This window comes from Pseudomonas sp. (assembly GCF_026224925.1).
Classification (GTDB): Bacteria; Pseudomonadota; Gammaproteobacteria; order Pseudomonadales; family Pseudomonadaceae; genus Aquipseudomonas.
In genome coordinates this window covers 1-23,738 of record NZ_JAMFRV010000660.1, presented here as the reverse complement: position 1 = coordinate 23,738, position 23,738 = coordinate 1, and the positions used below count along the sequence as shown (strand labels likewise).

Sequence of the window (23,738 nt, the reverse complement as noted above, 5' to 3'; positions counted from 1 at the left end):
GCCCGCCCCGGCCGTTCCGGTGGACGAACTTGACGTCGACTTGTGGTTGAACGTAATCAACACCAACGTCACCGGTGTGTTTCTGTGTGCTCGCGGCGCGTTCGGTTTGATGAGAAAACAAAGCCCGCAGGGCGGTCGCATCATCAATAACGGTTCTATCTCTGCCCATACACCACGCCCTTTCACCGGGCCTTACACCGCCAGTAAACACGCGGTGCTGGGTTTGACCAAATCCTTGGCGCTGGATGGCCGCGAGTACAACATTGCCTGCAGCCAGATCGACATTGGCAACGCGCTGACTGACTTGTCGGTACGCATGACCAAAGGCGTGCGTCAAGCCAACGGGCAAACCGCGATTGAACCGATGGTTGACGTTAAGCACATCGCCGATGCCGTGCGTTATATCGCTGCGCTGCCGTTGTCCGCCAACGTGCTGAACATGACAGTGATGGCAACCAACATGCCGTTCGTTGGTCGGGGCTGATTGGTCTTTATTTGAATGTTCCTTGGAGTGACTGCGGGTTTGCGTAACCCGCAGTTACTTCTGCGCGCCCCTATTCCGTCATGAGTCTTGCCCATGAAGCCCGAAATTCTGCAGTTGAGTCCTGTGTTGATCCCGTCGATCAACGCCAAGTTGAATGAGCTGTTCACCATTCGACCGTATTTTCAGCAAGCTCAGGCCGATAAAGAAGCCTATTTGGTAGAACACGCGGCGAATATTCGCGGCGTGATTTCCGGCGGTCATACCGGGATCACCAGAGCCATGATGGAGCGCTTGCCTGCTCTGGAAGTGGTTGCGGTCAACGGCGTCGGCACTGATGCGGTGGACATGGCGTATGCTCGCGAGCGCGGTATTCACGTGACTGCCACCATTGGCGCGTTGACCGAAGACGTTGCCGACTTGGCGATTGGTCTGTTGATTGCTGCTTGCCGTGGGATCAACACCGGCGACCGTTATGTGCGTGATGGCAAGTGGGGCAAAAGCGCGACGCCGTTGGTGCCTTTGCCGTTGGCTCGCCAGTTTAGCGGTATGCGCGTCGGTATCGTTGGTCTGGGCCGGGTAGGGCGCGCCGTAGCCACTCGTGCTGCAGCGTTCAATTGCAAGATTAGTTACACCGATCTGCAAGCGATGAGTGATGTGCCTTATGAGTTTTTCGACAACCTGACCGCGTTGGCCGAGCAGTGCGATGCGCTGATCGTCGCCGCTGCCGCCGATAAAGTGGAAGGGATCATTAATGCCCAGGTGCTGAATGCGCTGGGCAAAGATGGCTACCTGATCAACGTCGCGCGGGGCAAGTTGGTCAATGAAGGTGACTTGGTCGCTGCGCTGACTGAAGGCCGGATTGCCGGTGCTGGGCTGGACGTGTTCGTCGACGAACCGCATGTGCCCGAAGCGCTGTGGAGCATGGAGAATGTGGTGTTGCAACCGCACCGCGCCAGCGCAACAGTGGAAACCCGTACTCGCATGGGCGAGATCGTGGTGGTCAGTCTGGAGCAGAACTTCCGTGGCGAGCGCCCGGCTTACAGCCTGACGACTTGAGCCTGAATAGGGGGCCGCACGCGCTGCAATAGCTTCAGGCACACGAGCCCCTTTGGGAGATCTATGTTTGAGGGCAATCCACAGATTCCGGTGGGAGCGAACTTGTTCGCGAAGGTAGCGCCGCGGTATGTCTGATGAACCGCGTCGTCTGCTTCCCGAACAAGTTCGGTCCCACCGAATCTCGGCATGCCACCGAATTTTGTGCAATCCACAAATGAACTGCGCCCCAGAAGTTGGACACCCGTCCACCTCTGGGGTGTTTTCAACGACGCATTTTCGCTTCCAGCAACGCCTTCACCGTCGGCCACTCCGAGTCGATGATGCTGAACCGCACCGAGTTGCGTTTGCGGCCGTCGGGCATTATCCGTTCGTGACGGACGATGCCTTCCTGGGTGGCGCCAATGCGCAGTATCGCCGCACGGGATTTTTCATTCAGCTCGTCAGTGGTGAACTGCACCCGCACGCAGTTCATTACCTCGAACGCGTGGGTTAACAACAGGTATTTAACCTCGGTATTGATCCCCGATCGCTGGATTGATTCGCTCAGCCAGGTGTGACCGATTTCCAACTTGCGGTTCTTTCGATCGATCTTCCAGAAGCGCGTACTGCCCACCAGTTTTCCGGTCTCGCGCTGGACGATCACGAATGGCATGACTGTTCCCACCTGCCGCCCTTCTAGCGCAGTGGCCAGGTATTGCTCGACCGTGTCTGGTCCTGGCACTACCGTGAGCGTCATGTTCCACAGCTCTCCGTCGGCGGCGGCATCCAGCAGTTGCGACCTGTGGTTGAGTTGCAGCGGTTGAAGTTCGACGGTCACTCCCGTCAGGTCGATGTCAAGAGATAGGGCGTTCATGGTTGGCAGCGGGTCCGAGGTGGTTTACGTCCGTTCAAGGACCCGCAAGGCTAGCAGTTATCAGGACAGAAGTTGAGCGTCGATAGGTACGCTGCGCGAGGTGATTTCAGTGCCGGTGTGCAGGGTGGTGACAGTCTCGATCAGCATCACGCCGCACTCTTCCTCGGCCACCGGGTTGTGGCGTACACCTCGCGGCACGGTAAAAAACTCGCCCGCGTTAATAACGACTTCAGCGTCTGGTAGCTGAATTTTCAAGGTGCCGTAGATCACCATGAACGTTTCATCTTCATCATCGTGGGCGTGCCACATCAGTTCGCCCTTGAGCTTGGCGACTTTGATGTACTGATCGTTGACCCGACCAACGACTTTAGGTGACCAGTGCGCGGTGAGCGAATTCAGGGCCTCGGCAACGTTCACAGGCTGGGAAAGAGAGGGCATGTGGATCGCTCCATGGGTTCAAGAAGCGTTTAAGGTAAACAAAAAGCGGCCATGCCCGTAACGAATCTTTATAGTGGCCCCCATTAGTAATGTTAATGGCTTAAGCCCATGCGAAACGTCGATTTGGATTTGCTGCAAACCTTCATAGCGGTGGCTCAATTGGGTAGCCTCTCCGCAGCGGCTGCGCGGTTGCATGTCACTCAGGGTGGTGTCAGTCAGCGGATCAAGCGACTGGAAAACTTTTTTGGCTGCCAGTTGATTGAACGGGACGCTCGGGGCAGCACACTCACCGTTCAGGGCCATACACTGCTGCCGGAAGCTCGACGGCTGATCAGCGCCAACGAGCGTCTGTTCGAAATGATGAGCGCCTATGTCGCGCCTGAGAAAGTGCGTATTGGCGTCCCTTTCGATTTGGTTGGCACGCACTTTCCGCCGATCTTGCGCGCGTTCGTCAAACGTTATCCGGCGGTGGACGTGGCCATGGTCTCGGGTGCTTCGCTGGTGTTAATGGAAGGCTTGGCCCGGGGCGAGATGGACATGGTGCTGTGTCAGACGCCAGTTACCGAGCCGGAGAGCACCGGTGAGCGGCTGAGCGTCGAACGACTGGTGTGGCTCAGCGTTGGCAAGGCCCATGAGATGCGCCCGCTGCCGGTGTGCATGGTCACCGAACGCTGTATTTTCCGCGAGATGCTGTTCGAACGGCTGGACCGCGAGCAGATTCCATGGCGGATCGTGTTTGATAACGCCAGCATCGAAGCCACGACGGCGATGGTTCGCACGGAAATGGCGGTGACGGCCTGGCTCACCTCCACAATTCCCGAAGGGCTGAACATACTCGACGCGCGGTCGGGGCTGCCGGATTTGGGCGACTTTGCCATTGAACTGCATTTTGCCAAGGGCGAGCCGTCTGCTGCGGCCCTGGCGCTGGGTGGGCTGATTCGCGATTACTATCGCGTTGAGACGCAGCTTGTGCACGCTATCCGACGCGTTGGCACGTAGACTCGCGCCCTGATTCACGTTATCGAGGTTGCAGTGGTGGATGTACAACAGGGGTTTGTCCTGACCCGACATTGGCGTGACACGGCCTCCGGTACGGAAGTCGAGTTCTGGCTGGCAACGGATAACGGCCCTCGGCGCATTCGCCTGCCGCACCAACCCTCTGTGGCGTTTATTCCCGCTGAACAACGCGCGCGGGCAGAGTCATTGTTGCGCAGTGAGCGCAACATTGAGCTCAAGCCGCTGGAGCTGTGTGACTTTCGCCATCGCCCGGTGTTGGGCCTGTATTGCCAACAGCACCGGCAGTTGATGAATATTGATAAGCAATTGCGTGCATTTGGCGTCGATGTCTACGAGGCGGATATTCGTCCACCCGAGCGTTACATGATGGAGCGGTTCATCACCGCACCAGTGGCGTTTAGCGGAACCCTGGACGCCAACGGTGTGCTGCTTGATGCACAGATGAAACCGGCTTCGGGTTATCGGCCGTCGCTGCGGCTGGTGTCACTGGACATCGAAACCACGGCCCAAGGCGAGCTGTATTCCATCGCGCTGGAAGGCTGTGGTCAGCGTCAGGTCTACATGCTCGGTCCGCCAAACGGTGTGAATGACGACGTCGACTTTCTGTTCGAATATTGCGAGACCCGTGGGCTATTGCTTGAAAAACTTAACGCGTGGTTGGCCCTGCACGACCCTGACGCGATCATTGGCTGGAACTTGGTGCAATTCGATTTACGCGTCTTGCACGAGCACGCTCAGCGTCTGAAAGTGCCCTTGCGTCTCGGACGCGGCGGCGAGGAAATGGGCTGGCGCCAACATGGTACGCGCAGTAATCATTACTTCGCCTCGGCTGCCGGGCGCTTGATCATCGACGGGATTGAAGCCTTGCGTTCAGCGACCTGGAGCTTTCCGTCGTTCAGTCTGGAGAACGTCGCGCAGACGCTGCTGGGGGAGGGTAAGGCGATCAACAACGCCTACCAGCGCATGGACGAAATCAACCGCATGTTCGCCGAGGACAAGCCCGCGTTGGCGCGCTACAACCTCAAGGACTGCGAGTTGGTGACACGGATTTTCGCCAAGACCGAGCTGCTGACCTTTCTGCTGGAGCGGGCCTCGGTGACCGGCTTGCCTGCAGACAGCAGTGGAGGTTCTGCAGCCGCCTTCAGCAACCTCTACATGCCGTTGATGCATCGCCAAGGCTTCGTTGCGCCCAACCTGGGAGAGCGCCCGCCCGAAGCCAGCCCCGGCGGTTTCGTCATGGACTCCAAGCCAGGTCTGTATGAGTCGGTATTGGTGCTTGATTACAAGAGCCTGTATCCGTCGATTATTCGTACGTTCCTCATCGATCCTGTGGGGTTGGTCGAAGGCATGCTTCACCCCGGCGACGATGCGTCAGTACCGGGTTTTCGTGGCGCACGTTTTTCGCGAACACGGCATTGTTTGCCGTCGATCATCTCCCGGGTATCCCAAGGGCGTGAGGTGGCGAAACTGGAACGCAATGCGCCGCTGTCCCAAGCGTTGAAAATCATCATGAATGCGTTCTACGGGGTGCTGGGGTCCAGTGGCTGTAGGTTTTTCGATCCGCGTTTGGCGTCGTCCATCACGTTGCGCGGCCACGAGATCATGCGCAGAACCCGGGAGCTGATCGAGGCCGAAGGGTATGCGGTGATTTATGGCGATACGGACTCGACGTTTGTTTGGCTGCGCAGCACTCATACCGAAGACGATGCAGCACGTATCGGCCGGGCGTTGGTCAAGCGTGTCAACCAGTGGTGGGGCGAGCATTTGCAGCAGACGTTTGGTCTGGACAGCGCGCTTGAGTTGCAATTCGAGACCCACTTCCGGCGCTTTCTGATGCCGACCCTGCGTGGCGCCGAGGAGGGCAGCAAGAAGCGTTACGCCGGCTTGGTCAGGCGTGCGGACGGTCGCGATGAGATGGTCTACAAAGGCTTGGAAACGGTTCGAACCGATTGGTCACCGTTGGCCCAACAGTTTCAGCAAGAGCTCTACCAACGAATCTTTAATCGGCTACCGTACCAGGATTACGTACGTGATTACGTTCGCAAGACCCTGAAAGGCGATCTTGATGAGCTGCTGATCTACCGCAAGCGGCTGCGGCGCAAACTCGATGATTACCAACGCAACGTGCCACCCCACGTGCGCGCCGCGCGAATCGCCGATGAGTACAACGACCGACAGGGCAGGCCGCGGCAATACCAAAGTGGCGGCTGGATCAGCTACCTGATGACCACCGTCGGCCCTGAACCGCTGGAAACCCAAGCCGCGCCGATTGACTACGACCACTACGTCACCCGCCAACTGCAACCGGTGGCGGATGCGATTCTGCCGTTCGTGAACGATGACTTCAGTACATTGATCGGTGGGCAGCTGGGGTTGTTTTGAACAGTCTGTTTACGTAATCGCGCAGATTTCCGCTGGGGTGCGGGATCTCGGCGCGGTTATAAATATCCAATCAACTCAGTCGAACGCTTTGCTGAAAGACGTATCAATCACACTTTTGGTATCAAACGCAGTGGGTAATGCGCCGGTCTTCACCAAAAAGTCAGCTGTGTCTTGGTAGTCCGAAGCCGCGTTGGCGTTGACCGGTTCGACGGTCATGTCGGCTTGACCGATCCAGTGCCGCGATACGCTTTGATCAAGGCCCGACTTCTGCGCCCATACGTCTGCGTAGGTGTTTTTGTTGGCTTGTACCCATGCGCGGGCTTTTTTCAAGCGTTGAAGAAAGTCGGTGATGGCGGCACGCTTAGGCTCGATCGAGTTGGCATTAGCCGCAATGCTGGACAATCCCGGCATCAAGTTCCGCGCAGTGATAATCGGTCGTGCGCCAGAAAATACTTCCTGCTGCGAGATGTACGGCTCCCACACCGGGAATGCGTCGATGCTGCCCTGAGGCAATGCAGCGGCGGCATCGATAGGCATCAGTTTGACGAACTCCACATAATCGTTCGGTAAGCCGGCCTGTTCCAATGCTCGCAACGTCAACTGTTGGCTCCAGGCGCCCGGCCAATAGGCGACCTTCTTGCCTTTGAGGTCCTGAATGGTTTTCGCCGGTGAATCCTTGGGCACCAGCAATGCAATGGTGTCGGGGTTTTGCCGTGACACACCAATCAACTTGACTGCTGCACCTTTAGCCGCAAGAAAGATAAAGCCGGAGTCACCGAGAAAACCGAGGTCCAGCGCGCCGGCTTGTAAACCTTCAGCCACCGGTGCAGCCGACTGAAAGTGCTTCCAGTCGACGGTATAGGGCGCGCCTTGCAGTACGCCCGAGGCTTCAACCGAGGCCTGGACGTTGTAGTAATTCTGATCGCCGACCACCAAGGTGATGGGGGCAGCGGCATGGGCCAGCGGCACCACGACGGTCAACGTTGCCAGGCTGTTGCGCAAAAGGCGGAGCACGTTCATTGCAGTGTCTCGATAGGAGTTCTGCTGAGCGATTGCACGGCCTATGCCAACTATTCAGTGGGATCGGTGGGAGGCTCCCACCGGGTTCTCCAATCACTTCAGATCCGGTTGGTCATTCAAAACCCTGTCAAAAAACTAGCAATGTGTTGACCCACTGTTGGTCAGTCAACAGTTGCACCTTCAGGTTATCGCCCACGAAAACTGTGCTTTCGCCGGCACATCTTGCGTCTAGAAAACGTATCCCTGGAGCCGTTCGGGGAGTGGATGCGAGCCTGAGCATGCAAGCACTGTTGAATGAAATTCTTGACGAAGTCCGCCCGTTGATTGGCCACGGCAAAGTCGCCGATTACATCCCGGCCCTGGCAGATGTCCCGGCTCACCAATTGGGCATCGCCGTGTACAGCAACGATGGCGAGTTATTTTGCGCGGGAGACGCGCAAACGCCGTTCTCCGTGCAGAGTATTTCCAAGGTTTTTAGCCTGGTGCAGGCCATTCAGCATTCCGGTGAAGAGATCTGGCAGCGCTTGGGCCATGAGCCGTCCGGGCAGCCATTCAATTCGTTGGTGCAACTGGAGTTCGAGCGCGGTCGGCCGCGCAACCCGTTTATCAATGCCGGAGCGTTGGTGATCTGCGACATCAACCAATCGCGCTTTGCCGCACCACCTTTGTCGATGCGTGACTTTGTTCGTCGGCTGTCCGGCAATATGGGCATCTTGGTGGATGGGCGGGTCGCCGAATCGGAATACCAACATCGTGCACGCAATGCGGCGATGGCGTATTTGATGCAGTCCTTCGGTAATTTTCACAACGAAGTCGAGGTCGTGCTGCGTAGCTATTTCAGCCATTGCGCGCTGCGCATGAGCTGCGTTGATTTGGCACGTGCCTTCTGCTTTCTCGCCAGCGATGGCTTCTGTAAGCACAGTGGCGAAAAAATTCTGACAGGGCGGCAAACCCAGCAAGTTAATTCGATCATGGCCACCAGCGGTTTGTACGATGAGGCGGGTAATTTTGCTTACCGCGTCGGTCTGCCCGGGAAAAGTGGCGTCGGTGGTGGAATCGTTGCGGTGGTGCCGGGGCGATTTACCGTATGTGTATGGTCCCCCGAGTTGAACGCCGCCGGTAACTCGTTGGTCGGCATGGCGGCGCTGGAACTGCTCAGTCAGCGGATCGGTTGGTCGGTGTTCTAACGTACGCGATGCTCAGACCAGTTGCAACGTATTGGGTCGCGCGCCCGGAAATACCGCCTGAAGCTGCGAGGTGGATAGGCCCCACGTGCGGCCCAGCAACCCACCCAGCAAATCGCGGTAATTGTTGAGCACCGGGTAATCGCGGTTTTGCAGCAGCGTTTTTTGGTTCACCGCCACTTGTTCACCGACGATGCGCCCGCCCCGAACATTGCCCCCCAGCACCCAATACACCGTGCCATGGCCATGATCGGTTCCGCGATCGCCGTTCTCGCGAAACGTGCGACCGAACTCGGACACAACCACCACCGTGGTGTTGTTCCATTCATCGCCCAGCGCCTCGGCATATGCCGCCAAACCTTGCCCTAGGTTGGCGAGGTTATTGGCGAGATTGCCGGTGGTGCTGCCTTGATTGACGTGAGTATCCCAACCGCCCACATCGACGAAACCCAGTCGGTACTGGTCGCGCATCAAGGTCGCCATACGCTGGGTCTCTGCGGAGAAGTTCTTTGCTGTTGCCGCGCCACGATTGGCGCGCATCATTTCTTCCTCAAGGTCTTTCGATACATGCTGGCGCAGTTCAAGGCCATCAGACGCAGAGGCGGCGAGCGGGGTGCCCTTGTACATACCCGCGAGAATCGATGATTGCCGGTCATCGAAAGCCGGTTTGGAGACTCCCCTCAACGACAGATTCGGGATGTCTTTACCGCCCTGAAAGCTCAGCGGCAACGCGTCCGTGAAGGCAATCGGCGCGCTGCCCGGCGACGCTTGGGCGAGGCGCGCCAGAAAGCCCGAACCATAGCCGTTGCGCTTATCACTGGGTTCCCCTGACTCAATGTTGTCTTGAGTCTCGAAGTGGCTGCGCGACAGGTCGTCGGTGCCGGCAAACGGGACGAAGGCGATTTGTTTGCGCTGCCACAACGGATAAATCGAGTCACGCAGGACCGGGTTCAGGCCCCAATTGGAGTCCAGCGCAATGGCACTGTTGAGGTTGCTCGGGTCGGGTCTGGCGATGGCAAGCGTTGGCCGTGACTCGTAGTAGAAGTCGCTGTTGTATGGCACCAGCAAATTGTTGCAGTCATAGCCGCCACGCAGGAAGACGAACAGGAATCGCGGCGCCGAGGGCGGTGCGGCAAATAACTTTCCGGAAAACGACAGGCTCGGCAAGGCCGCAGCCGCAGCGCTGGCAATCAGGAATTCTCGGCGGTTCATTAGGCACCTCATGACGCAATGGATCGTGATGGAGATTCAGCCGGCCTTGGCCATGCTCACGTCATCAATGCTGTCATCGGCTGTTGAAATCAGGCGAGGACAACAGGTACGTGTTCCATTCCTGCTGCGAAGCGGCTTGGTCCAGTGCCCCTCGCGTCGCAGCACTCAAACCCGGAGCAACCGCATCGTAAAAAAGCCGTGTGGTAATCATTGGAAATCCGATACCTGCCTTGGGACTGCCTTCTGGGGTAAACAATCGGTTGTCGCCGCGGCCGATATTGCGCGCTATTTCAAAGCGTTTGGACAGCTGCCCCGAACTGGTCCAGCCGCTGGAGTCCAGGGGCCAACCGTCTGGCGTGACGCGTCCGAACACCGGCTCGCCCATCTGATTCAGCCAGTTGACCATGGGCATGGCGTTGGCCAGGGATTTGCCGTCATACGCCAGCCGTACCGAAGAGGCGACGAACTGGATCGGGTCCTTGAACTTCGTTCCCGCGGTTTGTTGCAACTCCCTGGACTGAAACAGTGTTCGCATGACTTGGGCGATATCCCCATCGCTGCGCAGGAAGGTCGCGGCCATGCGCTCGACCAACGCTTGCGGCGGGTTGTCGGCGACAAAATACTGGGCCAACTGACGTGAAATAAATTGTGCGCAGGCTTTTTGGCGCGTGATCAGCTCTACAGCCTGGGTCACTTCTTCGAATCCTGAGCCCTTGATGGGCTGCCCCAGCAGAACTTTGTCACTGAAGTCATGGCGCTTGGGGTTAAATTGGAACAAACCTTCGCGCACTACAAACGGCGCGAGTGCCGGCGGAAATTTTTGCTCCTTGCCATCCAGCGGTACAAGCCCGGAGCCAGTCAAAATCAGCGCCAGTTGTTGCACGTCTTGCTGGGTGTATCCCGAACCCACACCGAGCGTATGTAACTCCATCAGCTCGCGGGCATAATTTTCATTAACTTTACCTTCGGCGTTTTGCGCATTGTCTAAATACTCAAGCATTGCCGGGCTCTTTAGCGTCGCCATCACCAGGTCTTTGAATTTGCCCAGCGCGTGCGGACGAATTACCTGCTCTTCATAATCCGCCGCCATCCAGCGCACGCGCCCCTTGCCCATGTAGACGCTGAAATGGTTGAGCCAAAAGCTGATCAACTGCTCCTTTAATTGGTTCGGTCCGTAGACCGCCCGTAACATGACAATTTCCTGCGCTTGTTGGCCGAACTCATTGGCCGCCTGCTGTGCCGCTTTTTTTGCAGCCACTTTGTCGTCGCCATCAGGCATTGCGTTGAGCTGGTCTTGCTCCTGCTTGCGTGTGATCAAGGACGCTTCAAGCGAAGACGTGAGGGCAGGGTAGCCGTGCAGCAATGTGCTGATGGCGGGTGGCAGTTGTTCGGGAATACGCTCAGTCAGTTGCGCCTCTAACAGTCCCGTACGGCCCATGGACCGCAAACGCATGACGCTCGCTGCGTCGAGGTCAAAACCGTCGCGCCGCAACCAGGCAATATCGGCTGGGTTCAATGCTGCTGGGGTGCTTGCCAGTACTGGAAAAGGAGCAAGCACCAGCAGGCAAATCGATAGGCACAAAGGGCGCAACGTGATGCTGGGCGCGGGCATTGATAGGTTTCCGAGATGAGATTTCCATGACGTCGAACTGACGGTCAGAGGCGCATCTGCACCCATAGTGGCCGCCTATGTGAAGGCTGGCAAGTGGGCCACTGCGCCCGCAGGACGAGGCTTGTAGCCGAATGTAATGGTCCGGTAAAACTGCTGTCATGGATGATCAAAGTGCTGTACGTTTCAAAATGTGTCCAAAGTGTAACCGAGGCAAAACTATGTTTTTTCGCTGTGTAGCAGTAGTTGCTGTGGTCGCTGTGACCAGCGGCTGCGTTGTGCATGAACGTCGCGTTGTTCACGATCGTCCCGTGCAAACCGAGTACGTTGAAGTCGTCTCTCCACAACCACCTCCGGAACGTATCGTCGAACAGGAGCCAGGTCGCCGCGAAGGCTTTATCTGGGCTCATGGCTATTGGCGCTGGGACGGCGCGCGTTACGTGGCCGTTGGTGGACATTGGGAACCGATGCGTCCGGGCTATCGCTATGTGCACCCGCATTGGGAACACCGCCCTGATGGCTGGCACTGGCGTGGTGGCGGTTGGGTTAACTGATTTAAACCAACCTGTAAAATAATTCATGTAGCGGGGATCAGGCTGAAAGGTCCATCCCCCCAATATGGGCTCGAGCTTAACGCTCCTGTCGGCACAATGAGTGCCGATAGACCCTATTTGGAAGACACTCATGAAAACGTTTAAAGCCTTATTCATTATCGCCTTGCTGGGTACTTCTGTTGGCGCAATGGCCGCAGACGGTGGCGATCGCACCCAAGCTCAGATGTTGGCGCACACCGACACGGTGATGCAGCATTACCAGCAAGAGGAAGCTCAAGCACAGCAACGCGCCGAACACGCTAAAGCCGTGGTCAGTACAAATCAGGCCAGCGATACTGATCGTTCTGAATGATTCGCGCGGGCGACGGCGCGGTCTGTCTGGGGCACCGCGCCGTCTGCTTCCCGAACAAGTTCGGTCCCACAGTGTTCTCGGCATGGCGCTGGACTTGGGGCATTTCAGCGATCTTGTGGGAGCTTGCTTGCGAATGCCCAACACGGTTTACCTGATCAGCCCCGCCAACAAGTTGGCTTCTACAACGTTACGACAAACCTTACTTAATCTCGTTAGTAGTGTCGCCGTTTGCACCGCTGCCTTTGCCGACACCGGTCGATGGAGATTGGTCTGCGCCATTGTTATTACTGCCTTTTGTGCCGGGAACGTGAGAGGAATTCTCATTTTTCTTGCTCGGCGGATTCAGGACATTTTCCGGATTGGTTGTGCCTTGATCATTGGTCGGGTCGGCGCCCATGCCGGTTGTCGAAGGGGTTCTGTTCGTTGGATCGCTAATACCGGTGGTTGCCGCCATCGTGACCATGGAAGTGGCCGACAGCAAGGTAGCGAAAGCAATGGTCGTGACATATTTCATGGTCATGATTCGTCTCCGGGGTTTATAGAGTCGTTACATGACTTGGGTGATGGCGCAGCCGAAAAGTGCCTGATACGACGACGAGTGGCGATGGCCGCGGATAATCCATCCGGGTCGTTGCTCTCGAAAAAATATCAGTCGTCAGCCAACTTGAGCATCATTGCGGCGGCAAACTTCGCTGAGGCAACGTAGTCGAGTGTGGCGCGCAGCTGGGCTGCTTCTTCCACGCCGTAGACGTCATCGAACGCGCTGCGGATGCGCTCCCAGATCTTGCGGGCTTCTTGATATTTACGTACACCGTTTTCAGTTAAATTAACCCGTCGGCAGCGGCGATCCGTGGCGTCCACGGTTAGTTCGACATACCCGTCGCGCTCTAGCGGTTTAAGGGTATGGCCCAAGGCTGAAAGGTCCATGACCAACTCTTGTGCCAAACCGCGCATTGTTGGGCCTTGCAGGCGAAAAATTTGCGACAGCAATGAATATTGAGTGCCTTTGAGCCCGGCGGGTGCGAACGCATCGTCATATATCTGGCCCATACGACGCGCTGCACGGCGGATGGCTCCATTGGAACAACCACTGGTGGCAGGGATGACAGGACAAAACAAAACCGGTGTTTTGATCATCTGATCCTCTGGTATAACGGTATATGCCTCAATTATGGGCGGCCTTTTTTAAAGGGCAAGGCTTTATTCGGTCGATTAACGTTAGGGTTCAGCTAGCGCTTTTATCGTGGAAAGGAGCAAAGTAAGCACTGTCCGCAATACGCGCGTAGTTCCTGCGCAGAAATTTGTTGGCGTATACCTCTAATGTCGATATGGTGGCGCATGCCACAGCTCGTGGGGCTTTGCAGCAGGGTGACGTTAATGAAGATCGAATTCTGGTGGCGTGTCAGTCGGCAATACCGTCATGAAAAAACCGACGGTTCTGGCTGAATTCAATATGCCCTGCGGGTAGCGGTGACTTCTGTCTGTGTTGAAATACCCCTCCCGAATTGTCATGCACCTGTGCGTTCAGCCTGCTGAATAATCGAACGTCCTGTTCGGCCCCAGCGGCTCATCGCGGCCATTTACGTAACCATGGATATGCAGTGGAACACATCGCGCCAGCAGTTTGCGTTGAGGTGTGCCGGTCTCTGCTCGGTTTCCAGTCCGGATAACAATAATGCAAGGCCTCGTACGTATAGCTTTAAGCCGGCCGTATACCTTTGTCGTGCTGGCGATATTTATTATGATCATCGGCCCGCTGGCTGCCTTGCGCACGCCAACCGATATTTTTCCTGAAATCCGTATCCCTGTGATTGCTGTTATCTGGCAGTACACCGGCCTGTCCCCGGACCAGATGGCGGGGCGAATTACCTCACCTTTTGAACGGGTGCTGACCACAACCGTCAACGATGTTCGGCACATTGAGGCGCAATCGCTGAATGGCTTTGGCATCGTCAAGGTCTACTTTCAGCCCAACGTGAATATCAGTACCGCCAACGCGCAACTGACGTCCGTATCGCAGGCGATCCTGAAGCAGTTGCCACCAGGAACCACGCCGCCACTGATTTTGAATTACAGCGCCTCGACGGTGCCGATCGTGCAGCTCGCGCTGTCGGGCAAAGGCCTCAGCGAACAGCAACTGGGCGACCTGGGACTGAACACTGTACGGCTGATGCTGACCACGGTTGCAGGCGCGGCCATGCCCTATCCGTTTGGCGGTAAAAGCCGGCAGGTGCAGATCGACCTGGATTCTGCGGCCATGCAAGCGCGCGGTTTATCGGGCCAGGATGTGGCTAACGCCCTGGCCACGCAAAACCTGATCACGCCTATCGGTACGGAAAAGATCGGCGGCTACGAGTACATGCTGCAACTGAACAACGCCCCGTCGGCGATTGCCGATCTGGAGGACTTGCCGATCAAGACTGTCAACGGCACGACCGTCCTGATGCGTGACGTGGCCAGCGTGCGCGACGGCAATCCACCGCAACAGAACATCGTCCATGTTAACGGTAGTCGCTCGGTATTGATTACGGTCTTGAAAACCGGATCGGCATCGACGTTGGGGGTTATCGCCGGGATCAGGGAAAAGCTCGAGGCCTCGAAGGCGGCGTTACCTGAAAACTTGAAAATCGATTTTATCAGTGATCAATCGTTGTTTGTCCGCGCCGCCATTGAAAGTGTCGCCCGGGAGGGGGTTATTGCTGCAGCACTGACCAGCTTGATGATCCTGTTATTCCTCGGCAGCTGGCGTTCGACAGTCATCATTGCGGTATCGATTCCGCTGGCGATTCTGTCTTCAATCGCGATGCTTTCTGCATTGGGCGAGACCCTGAACATCATGACCTTGGGAGGGCTGGCGCTGGCCGTTGGTATCCTTGTCGACGATGCCACAGTGACCATCGAGAACATCAACTGGCACCTTGAACAAGGCAAGCAAGTAAAGGAGGCGATTCTCGACGGTGCCGCGCAGATCGTGACCCCGGCGTTCGTTTCGCTGCTGTGTATTTGTATCGTGTTCGTGCCGATGTTCTTCCTCGATGGCGTTGCTCGATTCCTCTTCGTGCCAATGGCCGAAGCGGTGATCTTCGCTATGATTGCCTCGTTTATTCTGTCGCGTACCTTGGTGCCGACAATGGCTAACTTCTTGCTCAAGCCGCATACCAAAGAGGAAGAGGAGGCACACCGCAAACCTTCTTCAAATCCACTGGTGCGCTTCCAGCGGGGGTTCGAAAAGCAGTTCGAGAAACTCCGTGATAGCTATCATTCGATGCTGGAATCGGCTTTGCACCACCGTGGTTTGTTTGTCACCTGCTTCCTTGGCTTCGTTGTGCTGTCCTTCGGTTTGGTGCCTTATCTAGGGCGCAATTTCTTCCCTGCGGTGGACTCCGGACAGATCCTGATGCACGTTCGGGCCCCCGTTGGCATGCGCGTCGAAACCACTGCGCAGGTTATTTTCGACGTCGAAAACTCCATTCGACGGATCATTCCAGCTGCTGAACTGGGCACCATGGTGGACAACATCGGCTTGTCGGTCAGCGGCATCAACACCGCCTATAACAACACTGGGACGGTGGGCTCCCAGGACACTGACATTCAGATCAAACTCAACGAGGACCACCGCCCCACGGCCGAATATGTGCGTGAAATGCGTGAGCGCCTGCCGCGAGAATTTCCCGGGGTGGTGTTCTCTTATCCGCCAGCGGACATCGTCGGTCAGATCCTCAATTTCGGAGCGGCAGCGCCCATCGATGTGCAGATTCAAGGCAACAATTTGGCGGGCAACTTTGCTTATGCCAACAAGCTATTGCGCGACGTGCGCAAGGTGCCTGGCGTGGTGGATGCACGTGTTCAGCAGTCGCAACAATTGCCGACGTTCAAGGTCAATGTGGATAGGACCCGGGCGCAGCTGGTCGGGATTACCGAACGCGACATTACCAACAGTCTGGTGGTCAACTTTGCAGGTTCCAGTCAGGTGGCTCCGACGTACTGGCTGAACACCGCGAACGGCGTGTCGTACCCGATCGTGATGCAGACCCCGCAGTACAATCTCGACACGTTGGCGGCATTGCATAACCTGCCGCTCAGCGCCTCGGGGCCGGGTTCTGCCGGGCAGATTCTCGGCGGTCTGGCGACGATTGAGCGTACCCACAGCAACTCGGTGGTGAGCCAGTCGGACATTCAGTCGGTGGTGGAGATCTTCGCCTCGACTCAAGGCCGTGACCTCGGGGGGGTGGCGTCTGATATTCAGAAGCTTATTGCCGACAGCGCCAGCGATGTGCCAAAGGGTTCGAAGGTACTGTTTCAAGGGCAGGTGCAGACCATGAACAACGCCTTCAACGGAATGCTATTCGGCATATTGGGCGCGGTGGTGTTGATCTACTTATTGATCGTCGTCAACTTCCAGTCCTGGACTGACCCGTTTGTGATCATCACGGCCTTACCGGCAGCACTGGCGGGCATCGTCTGGACGTTATTCATGACGCATACCACGTTGTCAGTACCCGCGTTGACCGGGGCCATTATGTGCATGGGGGTGGCGACCGCAAACGCCATTCTGGTGGTCAGCTTCTGTCGAGAACAGCTGGCCGCCCACGGCGACCCGATCAAGGCCGCACTTGAGGCTGGCTTCACGCGTTTCCGACCGGTATTGATGACCGCCTTGTCGATGATCATTGGGATGGCGCCCATGGCCTTGAGCTTGGGGGAGGGCGGCGAGCAAAACGCGCCGTTGGGTCGAGCCGTTATCGGTGGCCTGGCCTTCGCCACTGTCGCAACGTTGTTTCTGGTACCGGTGATTTTCAGCATTCTTCACGCACGCCGCGATCAAGCGTCCATCCCGGCAACCGCCATTCAAGGGTCTTGATATGTCAATCGACACTTCTGCATCAAACAACACAACACCTCCTCGTCGGCGGGGTGGCCTGTTACGCATCGTCATCGCGCTGATCGTCGTCGTCATTGTGGTAGTAGCCGGAATTTCCATCCGGGCCAGCGAATCGAAAGACCTGAAAGTCTGGACCGATACCCAAGCGGTACCCAGCGTTGTGCTGATCACGCCAAACCCTGCGACCCAGGGCCCTGTGCTGAACTTGCCGGGCAGGCTTGAAGCCTATTCCCGGGCGTCGATTTCTGCACGGGTGGGCGGCTATTTGAAGTCGTGGAAAGTCGACATCGGTGCGCCGGTTAAAGCTGGGCAGTTATTGGCTGAGATCGATACGCCGGAGCTGGACCAACAATTGGTCCAGGCCCGCGCGGTACTGTCCACAGCGCAAGCCAATTCGTCCCTGGCGGGCACTACGGCAAAGCGTTGGCAGGCGATGCTGGCATCAGACTCGGTTTCGCGTCAGGAAGTCGACGAGCGCGTCAGTGACCAAGCTGCCAAGCAGGCCGACGTTGCCGCTGCTAAAGCCGATGTTGAACGGCTGGTCGCAACCAAGGGTTTCCAGCGTCTGATCGCGCCGTTTGATGGGGTGGTCACAGCGCGTAACACCGACGTTGGTCAATTGATCAGTGCCGGTGGCGGCACGTCGCAGGAGTTGTTTGCGGTGTCGGACGTCAGCCGTTTGCGGGTGTACGTGCAAGTGCCACAAAGTTTTTCGCCATTGGTGCGTGCCGGTGCGACGGCCAGCCTCACGGTGCCGGAGTACCAGCAAGAGCAATTCACCGCCAAAGTGATCGCCTCGGCCGACTCGGTTAACGCTGCCTCCGGCACCACGCTGGTTCAATTACTGGTTGAAAACCCTGGCCGTCGCCTGATGCCGGGCAGCTTCACCACCGTGCAGTTCAAGCTTCCAGTGCAAGCCAATGCCTTGCGCTTGCCCTCCAGCGCGCTGGTGTTCGACGATCACGGCATGCGTGTGGCGACCCTTGGTGAAGGCAATCACGTTTCATTCAAGACTGTAACTATCGCCCGAGACTTTGGCGACGCGGTGGAGATCGGCTCCGGTCTGTTGCCGACCGATAAAGTCATCGATACGCCGCCAGACGGTTTGCTCGACGGTGACATGGTGCAAATCACCAAACCCAACGATCCCGCCAAATCTAACGAAGCAGTGGCCAAAGCTCATGGTTAATACTCGACCTGCTTTTAAAATCAGTGTCCTGCTGACGACATTGATTGGGCTTGGCGCTTGTCACTTGGCCCCGGAGTACCAGACGCCGCAGACCCCGGTATCTGCGCAGTACCGTACGGACGGCCCATGGCGCGCCGCGCAGCCCTCCGATCAGTTAAGCCGCGATGGCTGGTGGCGGATCTATAACGACCCGCAGCTCAATGATTTGCAGCAGCGTTTGTTGATCAACAACCCGGACCTGGCCGCCGCCCTGGCGCATTATGCTCAGGCCCAGGCGTTTGTTACGCAGGTGCAATCGGGGTTATTCCCTAGCGTCAAAGGCAACGTCAACGGCCAACGTGATCGTCAATCCGACACCCGTCCGTTGCGCTCCGCCACTGCGGGGCCGGAGTACAACTCGTTTACCGTGGGGGCCGAGGTCGATTACGAGGTCGATCTGTGGGGCCGCGTGCGCGACTCCGTTGCCGCCGGTACCGATGAGGCGCAAGCGAGCAAAGCCGATCTGGCCAATGCGCGCCTGAGCCTGCAAACCCAGTTGGCCGACAGCTACATTCGCTTGCGCGGTCTCGATCAGCAAACGCAGTTGTTGAAGGAAAGCACAGACGCGTATGCCAAGGCGGTGAACTTGACCGAAGGCCTGCATGGCGGCGGCATCGTTTCCGGGCTGGACGTATCCCGGGCGAAAACGCAGCTGTCGTCGGCCAAGTCGCAACTTAAGCAAAACCTTGCCCAGCGGGCGCTGATGGAGCATGCGATTGCTTCGCTGGTGGGCGCTTCGGCGTCGGAGTTCAGCGTCGGCTCCAACACCCAAGCCATTGTGCTGCCCGTGGTGCCAACCGGCGTGCCTTCAGCATTGTTGCAACGGCGGCCTGACATTGCCGCTTCGGAACGACGGATTGCTGAAGCCAATGCGAAAATCGGCGTAGCCCGCGCGGCGTTCTTCCCCACGATTACCCTCAGCGCGCAAGCGGGGTATCAAAGCGACGAATACGCGGGTTTGCTTGCGGCCCCCAACCTGTTCTGGGCAATCGGTCCGACATTGGTGACCACGCTGTTCGACGCCGGTGCGAGGCAAGCTGGAGTTGATATTGCCAAAGCGCAAACCGACGAAGCGGGCGCTCGCTATCGGAGCGTGGTGTTGGGCGCGTTCCAGCAAGTAGAGGACAACCTCACATTGATCTCCGGGCTGGGCGATGCGCTGAAAGATCAGCATGACGCAGCCGATGCCGCGCAGTATTCGGAAGACTTGGCCCTGGCACGTTATCGCCAAGGTGCGGTGGGGTATCTGGATGTGGTTGAGGCGCAGACCGTTGCCCTTGATTCGCAGCGCAGCGTGCTGGATCTTCAGACGCGTCAGCTAAGTGCCAATGTGGCCTTGATCAAAGCGCTGGGTGGCGGCTGGAATACAGGCGATCTTGCCAGTGTGGCGGTTGCATCCACCACACAGAGATAGAACCAACTACGGACTATTTGTAGATGTGGGACCGAATCTATTCGGGAAGCAGGTGGCGCGGTTTGGCTGCCATACCGAGTCGCGGCCTTCGTGAATGAATTCACTCCCACTTGAATTTGGATTAATTCAGGTTTCGCGCGCCTGTTCAACGCGCCAGCAAACCGTGCTCCATGGCGTACTTGACCAGGCCCGCCGGTTTATCAACGTTCAACTTGCGTCGAATACTCAGGCGGTGGGTTTCGACCGTGCGTACGCTGATTTCCAATTCCCGGGCGATGGTCTTGTTGTCCAGGCCCTTGGCCAGTCCCACCAATACTTGGCTTTCCCTTGGCGTCAGTTCGGTTTCATCGGGCTTTTTGCTCGCCAGCTTGAGCGCGACTTCGGCGCTGTAAAACGTACCGCCTGCGGCAATCGCTTCAATGGCCGCGACGATTTCCCGGGACGGTGCGTTTTTCAGCACGTAACCGCTGGCGCCCGCGCGAATGGACGTGGCGATGTATTCCTGGTTGTCGTACATGCTTAATATCAGGATTTTGATGTCCGGGTACTGGGCGCGCAGCAAGCGGGTTAACTCCAGGCCGTTCATTTCCTTGAGGCCAATATCGACCAGCAGAATATCCGGTGATACCCGGCCGCAGAGTTCGATGGCTTCGGGACCATCTTGCGCTTCGCCAACGACATCAAACGAAGGCCGAACAGCCAGTAACGCACGTATGCCGTCACGCACTAACGCGTGATCATCCACCAAGGCGATACGAATGGGGTGTGAGGGGCTCATTGGCAGGCTCTGGTTGTGCTAGGCGAGTGAACGCGGTCGAGTGGGCAGGGTAACGATCAGTTCGCTTTTGCCCGGCACCGACGCCAGGTTGAATTGACCGCTGAAATGATCAACCCGTTCGCGAATGTTGCGCAAGCCGATACCTCCCTGTATCGACTCCAGCCGGTTGATCTTGAAGCCCACGCCGTCGTCGCACACCGACAGCCTGATCTGCACTGAGTCACCTTCCAGGTCAATGTAAACGCTCTTGGCGTGGGCGTGACGTTCGATATTGGTCAGGGCTTCCTGAAGGATGCGGAACAAGGCCACCGGCGCGCCATCCACCAGTTTGAAATCGCCAAGGTTGTTCTGATAGTGCACGCGCAGGCCGCTGCGCAGTTCGAACTCGGTGACCAACTGCGTAACAGCGGCGGCCAGGCCGAGGGTGTCCAGCAGGGAAGGGCGTAGGTCGTGGGAAATGCTCCGGACCTCGCCAATCGCGTCGGCCAGTCGCTCGATGCCTTGGCGCAGAATCTCCGGACCTTTGCCGCTGGCGGCTTCCAGTTCAAGGCCTGCCAGTTCGAATTGAAATTTGATCGACACCAGCACTTGGCTGATGCCGTCGTGCAGTTCACGGGACAGTCTGGAGCGTTCTTCTTCCTGAAGGCTGACGATGCGTTGGGTCAGGCCCTGAAGCTTTTTATCAGCCAAGCGGTGTTCACTGGCGTTTAAGGTCAGGCCGCCAGCGAACACCAACAGCACGGCAATCAGTGCCACGATGCCAATCGCAAGCATGGTGGTATGGATGCCGTGTGCCACTTCTTCACGGGCTTGCTGGGTGGCGCGTTCGACGTCTTCAAGGTAAATCCCCGTGCCGAGCATCCAGCCCCAGCGGTCGAGCATCACTACGTAGGCAAGCTTGTCAGTGACTTGCCCAGTGGACGGCTTTTCCCACGCATAAGGCTGGAAACCGTCGCCGCTCTGAGCGCTTTTCAGCAGCGCTTGAATCACCGGCAGACCATGGGGGTCGGTCATGTTCCACAGGTCACGGCCCACCAAGTCGGCTTGCCGCGGGTGCATCAGGCTGCGGCCGTTGTGGTCATAAACGAAGAAGTAACCGTTGATGCCGAAACTCAGTTTTTCCAGTTCTTTGAGCACCTGCTGCTTGGTCTGCTCATCGTCGCGACCGCTCTTATACAGTGGCGCCAGGGAACTCATTGCCATTTCCACGTAGTTTTTCAGCTCGGCACGTTTGCTGGCGAGGATGCTGTCTTCGATCAATTGCGCCTGCTGTTCGCCCAGTCGCTGGTTTTGCGAAATCACCAGCGCGCTGATGACCGCGACGGCGAGTATCAGCGGCAGAATCCCGAGTGCGACGATCTTGTGTTTGAGTTGCATGACGAGTGAAATCCGGGTTTTGGGCGCAAAGGAGCCACATGGTAGCCGCGTACGGCTGCATTTTACCCGCGTAGTACTACGTAGGTGCCCCGGTAGTATTGCGGATGTCTATGCGAGCGCGGTGCGCGGATAGTAGCGGGGCTCATTTAACAGGGCACACAATAACAATTATCGCCGCAGGGTTACGGTCCTCGGCAGGAGACCCACAATGACCCGACTGACCAAACATCTCGCTTGGTTTGCCGTTGCCTGCTTGGGGGCATTCGCACTGGGTGTCGTCGCGCTGCGTCGCGGTGAAGCCGTCAATGCTCTCTGGATCGTGGTTGCCGCGGTCGCAATCTATCTGGTTGCCTACCGCTATTACAGCAAGTTCATCGCCACCAGAGTGATGCAACTTGACCCAAGTCGTGCCACCCCAGCAGTCCTCAACAACGATGGTCTGGACTACGTGCCGACCAACAAGCACATCCTTTTTGGTCACCACTTTGCCGCCATCGCTGGCGCTGGCCCATTGGTCGGCCCGGTGCTGGCTGCGCAAATGGGTTACTTGCCGGGCACGCTGTGGCTGATCGCCGGCGTGGTCTTCGCCGGGGCAGTGCAGGATTTCATGATTCTGTTCCTCTCGACGCGGCGCAACGGCCGTTCCCTGGGCGAGATGGTGCGCGAGGAAATGGGCAAGGTGCCTGGTTCTATTGCACTGTTTGGTTGCTTCCTGATCATGATCATCATCCTTGCGGTGTTAGCGTTGATCGTGGTCAAAGCCTTGGCGGACAGCCCGTGGGGCATGTTCACGGTCATGGCGACCATCCCCCTGGCGATGTTCATGGGCGTGTACATGCGCTACATCCGTCCGGGCCGGATTGGCGAGATCTCGCTGATTGGTGTGATTCTGCTGCTGGTGTCGATTTGGGCTGGCGGGCAAGTTGCTGCTGACCCGGTCTGGGCCAAGGCGTTCACCTTTACCGGCATTCAAATCACCTGGATGTTGGTTGGCTACGGTTTTGTGGCAGCGGTATTGCCGGTTTGGCTGTTATTGGCGCCACGTGATTACCTGTCGACGTTCCTGAAAATCGGCACCATTCTCGCGTTGGCCATCGGTATCTTGGTCCTTGCGCCTGAGCTGAAAATGCCAGCGTTGACGCAGTTCACCGACGGTACGGGTCCGGTGTGGAAGGGCGGTCTGTTTCCGTTCCTGTTCATCACCATCGCCTGCGGTGCGGTTTCGGGCTTCCACGCGTTGATCGCGTCGGGTACCACGCCGAAGCTGCTCGATAGCGAAGCCAACTCCCGTTACATCGGCTACGGCGCCATGCTGATGGAGTCATTCGTGGCAATCATGGCCATGGTCGCAGCTTCAGTGATCGACCCTGGCGTGTACTTCGCCATGAACAGCCCGGCAGCGATTGTCGGCGGTGATGTGGTGACCGTTGCGCAAACCGTCAGCAGTTGGGGCTTTGCGATTACCCCAGACGCATTGGTTGCAGTGGCCAAAGACATCGGTGAGACCACGGTCTTGGCCCGTGCCGGTGGCGCGCCAACCTTGGCGGTCGGTATCGCGCAGATCCTACACCAGGTATTGCCAGGCAAAGACACCATGGCGTTCTGGTACCACTTCGCGATTCTGTTCGAAGCGTTATTCATCCTGACGGCAGTCGATGCGGGCACGCGTGCCGGTCGGTTCATGCTTCAGGATTTGCTGGGTACATTCGTCCCGGCGCTGAAGCGTACGGAGTCCTGGACGGCTAACTTGATCGCCACTGGCGGTTGCGTGGCGATGTGGGGCTATCTGCTGTACCAAGGCGTGATCGACCCATTGGGCGGGATCAACACCTTGTGGCCATTGTTTGGTATCTCCAACCAGATGCTCGCCGGTATCGCGTTGATGCTCGCCACCGTGG

20 protein-coding genes are annotated in these 23,738 nt (G+C 57.5%); 11 read left to right on the top strand and 9 right to left on the bottom strand.

Going from position 1 to position 23,738, the window contains the following annotated elements:
- Window positions 1–484 (top strand): SDR family oxidoreductase (locus M0974_RS27510; protein ID WP_297844628.1); only part of this gene is annotated, 484 nt, incomplete at its 5' end.
- A gap of 93 nt (window positions 485–577) precedes the next feature.
- A complete protein-coding gene (locus tag M0974_RS27505; RefSeq protein ID WP_297844625.1) occupies window positions 578–1,540 on the top strand; it encodes a 2-hydroxyacid dehydrogenase in 963 nt (320 codons plus the stop codon).
- A 262-nt stretch (window positions 1,541–1,802) separates the two neighbouring features.
- On the opposite strand, the gene M0974_RS27500 is transcribed toward M0974_RS27505, so the two are convergent.
- Window positions 1,803–2,393 carry a GNAT family protein gene (locus tag M0974_RS27500; RefSeq protein ID WP_297844622.1) on the bottom strand — a complete coding sequence of 197 codons (591 nt, stop codon included), beginning with the start codon at window positions 2,391–2,393 and terminating at the stop codon, window positions 1,803–1,805.
- Between the two features lie 60 nt (window positions 2,394–2,453).
- A complete protein-coding gene (locus M0974_RS27495) occupies window positions 2,454–2,831 on the bottom strand; it encodes a cupin domain-containing protein (RefSeq protein WP_297844619.1) in 378 nt (125 codons plus the stop codon).
- 108 nt (window positions 2,832–2,939) lie between these two features.
- On the opposite strand from M0974_RS27495, the gene M0974_RS27490 reads away from it, so the two are divergent.
- Both M0974_RS27490 and M0974_RS27485 read left to right on the top strand, forming a co-directional pair.
- On the top strand, window positions 2,940–3,830 hold the full coding sequence (locus M0974_RS27490; protein WP_297844617.1) for a LysR family transcriptional regulator: 891 nt from the start codon (window positions 2,940–2,942) through the stop codon (window positions 3,828–3,830).
- A 36-nt stretch (window positions 3,831–3,866) separates the two neighbouring features.
- Window positions 3,867–6,230 (top strand): DNA polymerase II, encoded by a 2,364-nt coding sequence (locus M0974_RS27485; RefSeq protein WP_297844615.1) that lies wholly within the window; start codon window positions 3,867–3,869, stop codon window positions 6,228–6,230.
- Between the two features lie 75 nt (window positions 6,231–6,305).
- Here the strand turns inward: M0974_RS27485 and M0974_RS27480 are convergent, their stop codons facing one another.
- Complete coding sequence (locus M0974_RS27480; protein ID WP_297844613.1) at window positions 6,306–7,250, bottom strand: ABC transporter substrate-binding protein; 945 nt, start codon at window positions 7,248–7,250, stop codon at window positions 6,306–6,308.
- Window positions 7,251–7,528: 278 nt separating this feature from the next.
- On the opposite strand from M0974_RS27480, the gene glsB reads away from it, so the two are divergent.
- The gene (gene glsB, locus M0974_RS27475) at window positions 7,529–8,437 is read left to right on the top strand and encodes a glutaminase B (protein ID WP_297844611.1); all 909 of its coding nucleotides are present in this window, start codon (window positions 7,529–7,531) and stop codon (window positions 8,435–8,437) included.
- A 12-nt stretch (window positions 8,438–8,449) separates the two neighbouring features.
- On the opposite strand, the gene M0974_RS27470 is transcribed toward glsB, so the two are convergent.
- Both M0974_RS27470 and M0974_RS27465 read right to left on the bottom strand, forming a co-directional pair.
- Entirely contained in the window at window positions 8,450–9,646 is a 1,197-nt protein-coding gene (locus M0974_RS27470) for a DUF1501 domain-containing protein (RefSeq protein WP_297844607.1), read from the bottom strand.
- 73 nt (window positions 9,647–9,719) lie between these two features.
- Entirely contained in the window at window positions 9,720–11,258 is a 1,539-nt protein-coding gene (locus M0974_RS27465) for a DUF1800 domain-containing protein (protein ID WP_297844605.1), read from the bottom strand.
- A 218-nt stretch (window positions 11,259–11,476) separates the two neighbouring features.
- Between M0974_RS27465 and M0974_RS27460 the strand changes: the two genes are divergently transcribed.
- Together M0974_RS27460 and M0974_RS27455 are read left to right on the top strand one after the other, a co-directional pair.
- Entirely contained in the window at window positions 11,477–11,809 is a 333-nt protein-coding gene (locus M0974_RS27460; protein WP_297844602.1) for a hypothetical protein, read from the top strand.
- A gap of 130 nt (window positions 11,810–11,939) precedes the next feature.
- The gene (locus M0974_RS27455; RefSeq protein ID WP_297844600.1) at window positions 11,940–12,161 is read left to right on the top strand and encodes a co-regulatory protein PtrA N-terminal domain-containing protein; all 222 of its coding nucleotides are present in this window, start codon (window positions 11,940–11,942) and stop codon (window positions 12,159–12,161) included.
- Window positions 12,162–12,360: 199 nt separating this feature from the next.
- Here M0974_RS27455 and M0974_RS27450 read toward each other — a convergent pair whose 3' ends face one another.
- Complete coding sequence (locus tag M0974_RS27450) at window positions 12,361–12,681, bottom strand: hypothetical protein (RefSeq protein WP_297844598.1); 321 nt, start codon at window positions 12,679–12,681, stop codon at window positions 12,361–12,363.
- 128 nt (window positions 12,682–12,809) lie between these two features.
- A complete protein-coding gene (locus M0974_RS27445; protein ID WP_297844595.1) occupies window positions 12,810–13,211 on the bottom strand; it encodes a MarR family transcriptional regulator in 402 nt (133 codons plus the stop codon).
- 625 nt (window positions 13,212–13,836) lie between these two features.
- Between M0974_RS27445 and M0974_RS27440 the strand changes: the two genes are divergently transcribed.
- The 3 genes from M0974_RS27440 to M0974_RS27430 are packed head-to-tail and all read left to right on the top strand — an operon-like array spanning window position 13,837 to window position 19,685.
- Window positions 13,837–17,022, top strand: coding sequence for an efflux RND transporter permease subunit (locus tag M0974_RS27440; protein WP_297844593.1), 3,186 nt, complete (start codon window positions 13,837–13,839; stop codon window positions 17,020–17,022).
- A 1-nt stretch (window position 17,023) separates the two neighbouring features.
- Window positions 17,024–18,232, top strand: a complete 1,209-nt coding sequence (locus M0974_RS27435) for an efflux RND transporter periplasmic adaptor subunit (RefSeq protein ID WP_297844590.1) — start codon at window positions 17,024–17,026, stop codon at window positions 18,230–18,232.
- Window positions 18,225–19,685, top strand: coding sequence for an efflux transporter outer membrane subunit (locus M0974_RS27430; RefSeq protein ID WP_297844588.1), 1,461 nt, complete (start codon window positions 18,225–18,227; stop codon window positions 19,683–19,685). Before M0974_RS27435 ends, M0974_RS27430 begins: the two co-directional genes overlap by 8 nt.
- Window positions 19,686–19,830: 145 nt before the next feature.
- Here the strand turns inward: M0974_RS27430 and M0974_RS27425 are convergent, their stop codons facing one another.
- The gene (locus M0974_RS27425) at window positions 19,831–20,463 is read right to left on the bottom strand and encodes a response regulator transcription factor (RefSeq protein ID WP_297844586.1); all 633 of its coding nucleotides are present in this window, start codon (window positions 20,461–20,463) and stop codon (window positions 19,831–19,833) included.
- 18 nt (window positions 20,464–20,481) lie between these two features.
- Entirely contained in the window at window positions 20,482–21,840 is a 1,359-nt protein-coding gene (locus tag M0974_RS27420; protein ID WP_297844583.1) for a cache domain-containing protein, read from the bottom strand.
- A gap of 208 nt (window positions 21,841–22,048) precedes the next feature.
- Between M0974_RS27420 and M0974_RS27415 the strand changes: the two genes are divergently transcribed.
- On the top strand, window positions 22,049–23,738 hold a 1,690-nt coding region (locus tag M0974_RS27415; protein ID WP_297844581.1), incomplete at its 3' end, for a carbon starvation CstA family protein.

What these genes read in the sequence shown, in the direction of transcription:
- M0974_RS27425 (WP_297844586.1), bottom strand. Translation starts at nt 20,463, where the DNA reads ATGAGCCCCTCACACCCCATTCGTATCGCCTTGGTGGATGATCACGCG.
- M0974_RS27435 (WP_297844590.1), top strand. Translation starts at nt 17,024, where the DNA reads ATGTCAATCGACACTTCTGCATCAAACAACACAACACCTCCTCGTCGG.
- glsB (WP_297844611.1), top strand. Translation starts at nt 7,529, where the DNA reads ATGCAAGCACTGTTGAATGAAATTCTTGACGAAGTCCGCCCGTTGATT.
- M0974_RS27455 (WP_297844600.1), top strand. Translation starts at nt 11,940, where the DNA reads ATGAAAACGTTTAAAGCCTTATTCATTATCGCCTTGCTGGGTACTTCT.
- M0974_RS27420 (WP_297844583.1), bottom strand. Translation starts at nt 21,840, where the DNA reads ATGCAACTCAAACACAAGATCGTCGCACTCGGGATTCTGCCGCTGATA.
- M0974_RS27490 (WP_297844617.1), top strand. Translation starts at nt 2,940, where the DNA reads ATGCGAAACGTCGATTTGGATTTGCTGCAAACCTTCATAGCGGTGGCT.
- M0974_RS27450 (WP_297844598.1), bottom strand. Translation starts at nt 12,681, where the DNA reads ATGACCATGAAATATGTCACGACCATTGCTTTCGCTACCTTGCTGTCG.
- M0974_RS27460 (WP_297844602.1), top strand. Translation starts at nt 11,477, where the DNA reads ATGTTTTTTCGCTGTGTAGCAGTAGTTGCTGTGGTCGCTGTGACCAGC.
- M0974_RS27440 (WP_297844593.1), top strand. Translation starts at nt 13,837, where the DNA reads ATGCAAGGCCTCGTACGTATAGCTTTAAGCCGGCCGTATACCTTTGTC.
- M0974_RS27445 (WP_297844595.1), bottom strand. Translation starts at nt 13,211, where the DNA reads ATGGGCCAGATATATGACGATGCGTTCGCACCCGCCGGGCTCAAAGGC.
- M0974_RS27465 (WP_297844605.1), bottom strand. Translation starts at nt 11,258, where the DNA reads ATGCCCGCGCCCAGCATCACGTTGCGCCCTTTGTGCCTATCGATTTGC.
- M0974_RS27470 (WP_297844607.1), bottom strand. Translation starts at nt 9,646, where the DNA reads ATGAACCGCCGAGAATTCCTGATTGCCAGCGCTGCGGCTGCGGCCTTG.
- M0974_RS27430 (WP_297844588.1), top strand. Translation starts at nt 18,225, where the DNA reads ATGGTTAATACTCGACCTGCTTTTAAAATCAGTGTCCTGCTGACGACA.
- M0974_RS27495 (WP_297844619.1), bottom strand. Translation starts at nt 2,831, where the DNA reads ATGCCCTCTCTTTCCCAGCCTGTGAACGTTGCCGAGGCCCTGAATTCG.
- M0974_RS27500 (WP_297844622.1), bottom strand. Translation starts at nt 2,393, where the DNA reads ATGAACGCCCTATCTCTTGACATCGACCTGACGGGAGTGACCGTCGAA.
- M0974_RS27480 (WP_297844613.1), bottom strand. Translation starts at nt 7,250, where the DNA reads ATGAACGTGCTCCGCCTTTTGCGCAACAGCCTGGCAACGTTGACCGTC.
- M0974_RS27505 (WP_297844625.1), top strand. Translation starts at nt 578, where the DNA reads ATGAAGCCCGAAATTCTGCAGTTGAGTCCTGTGTTGATCCCGTCGATC.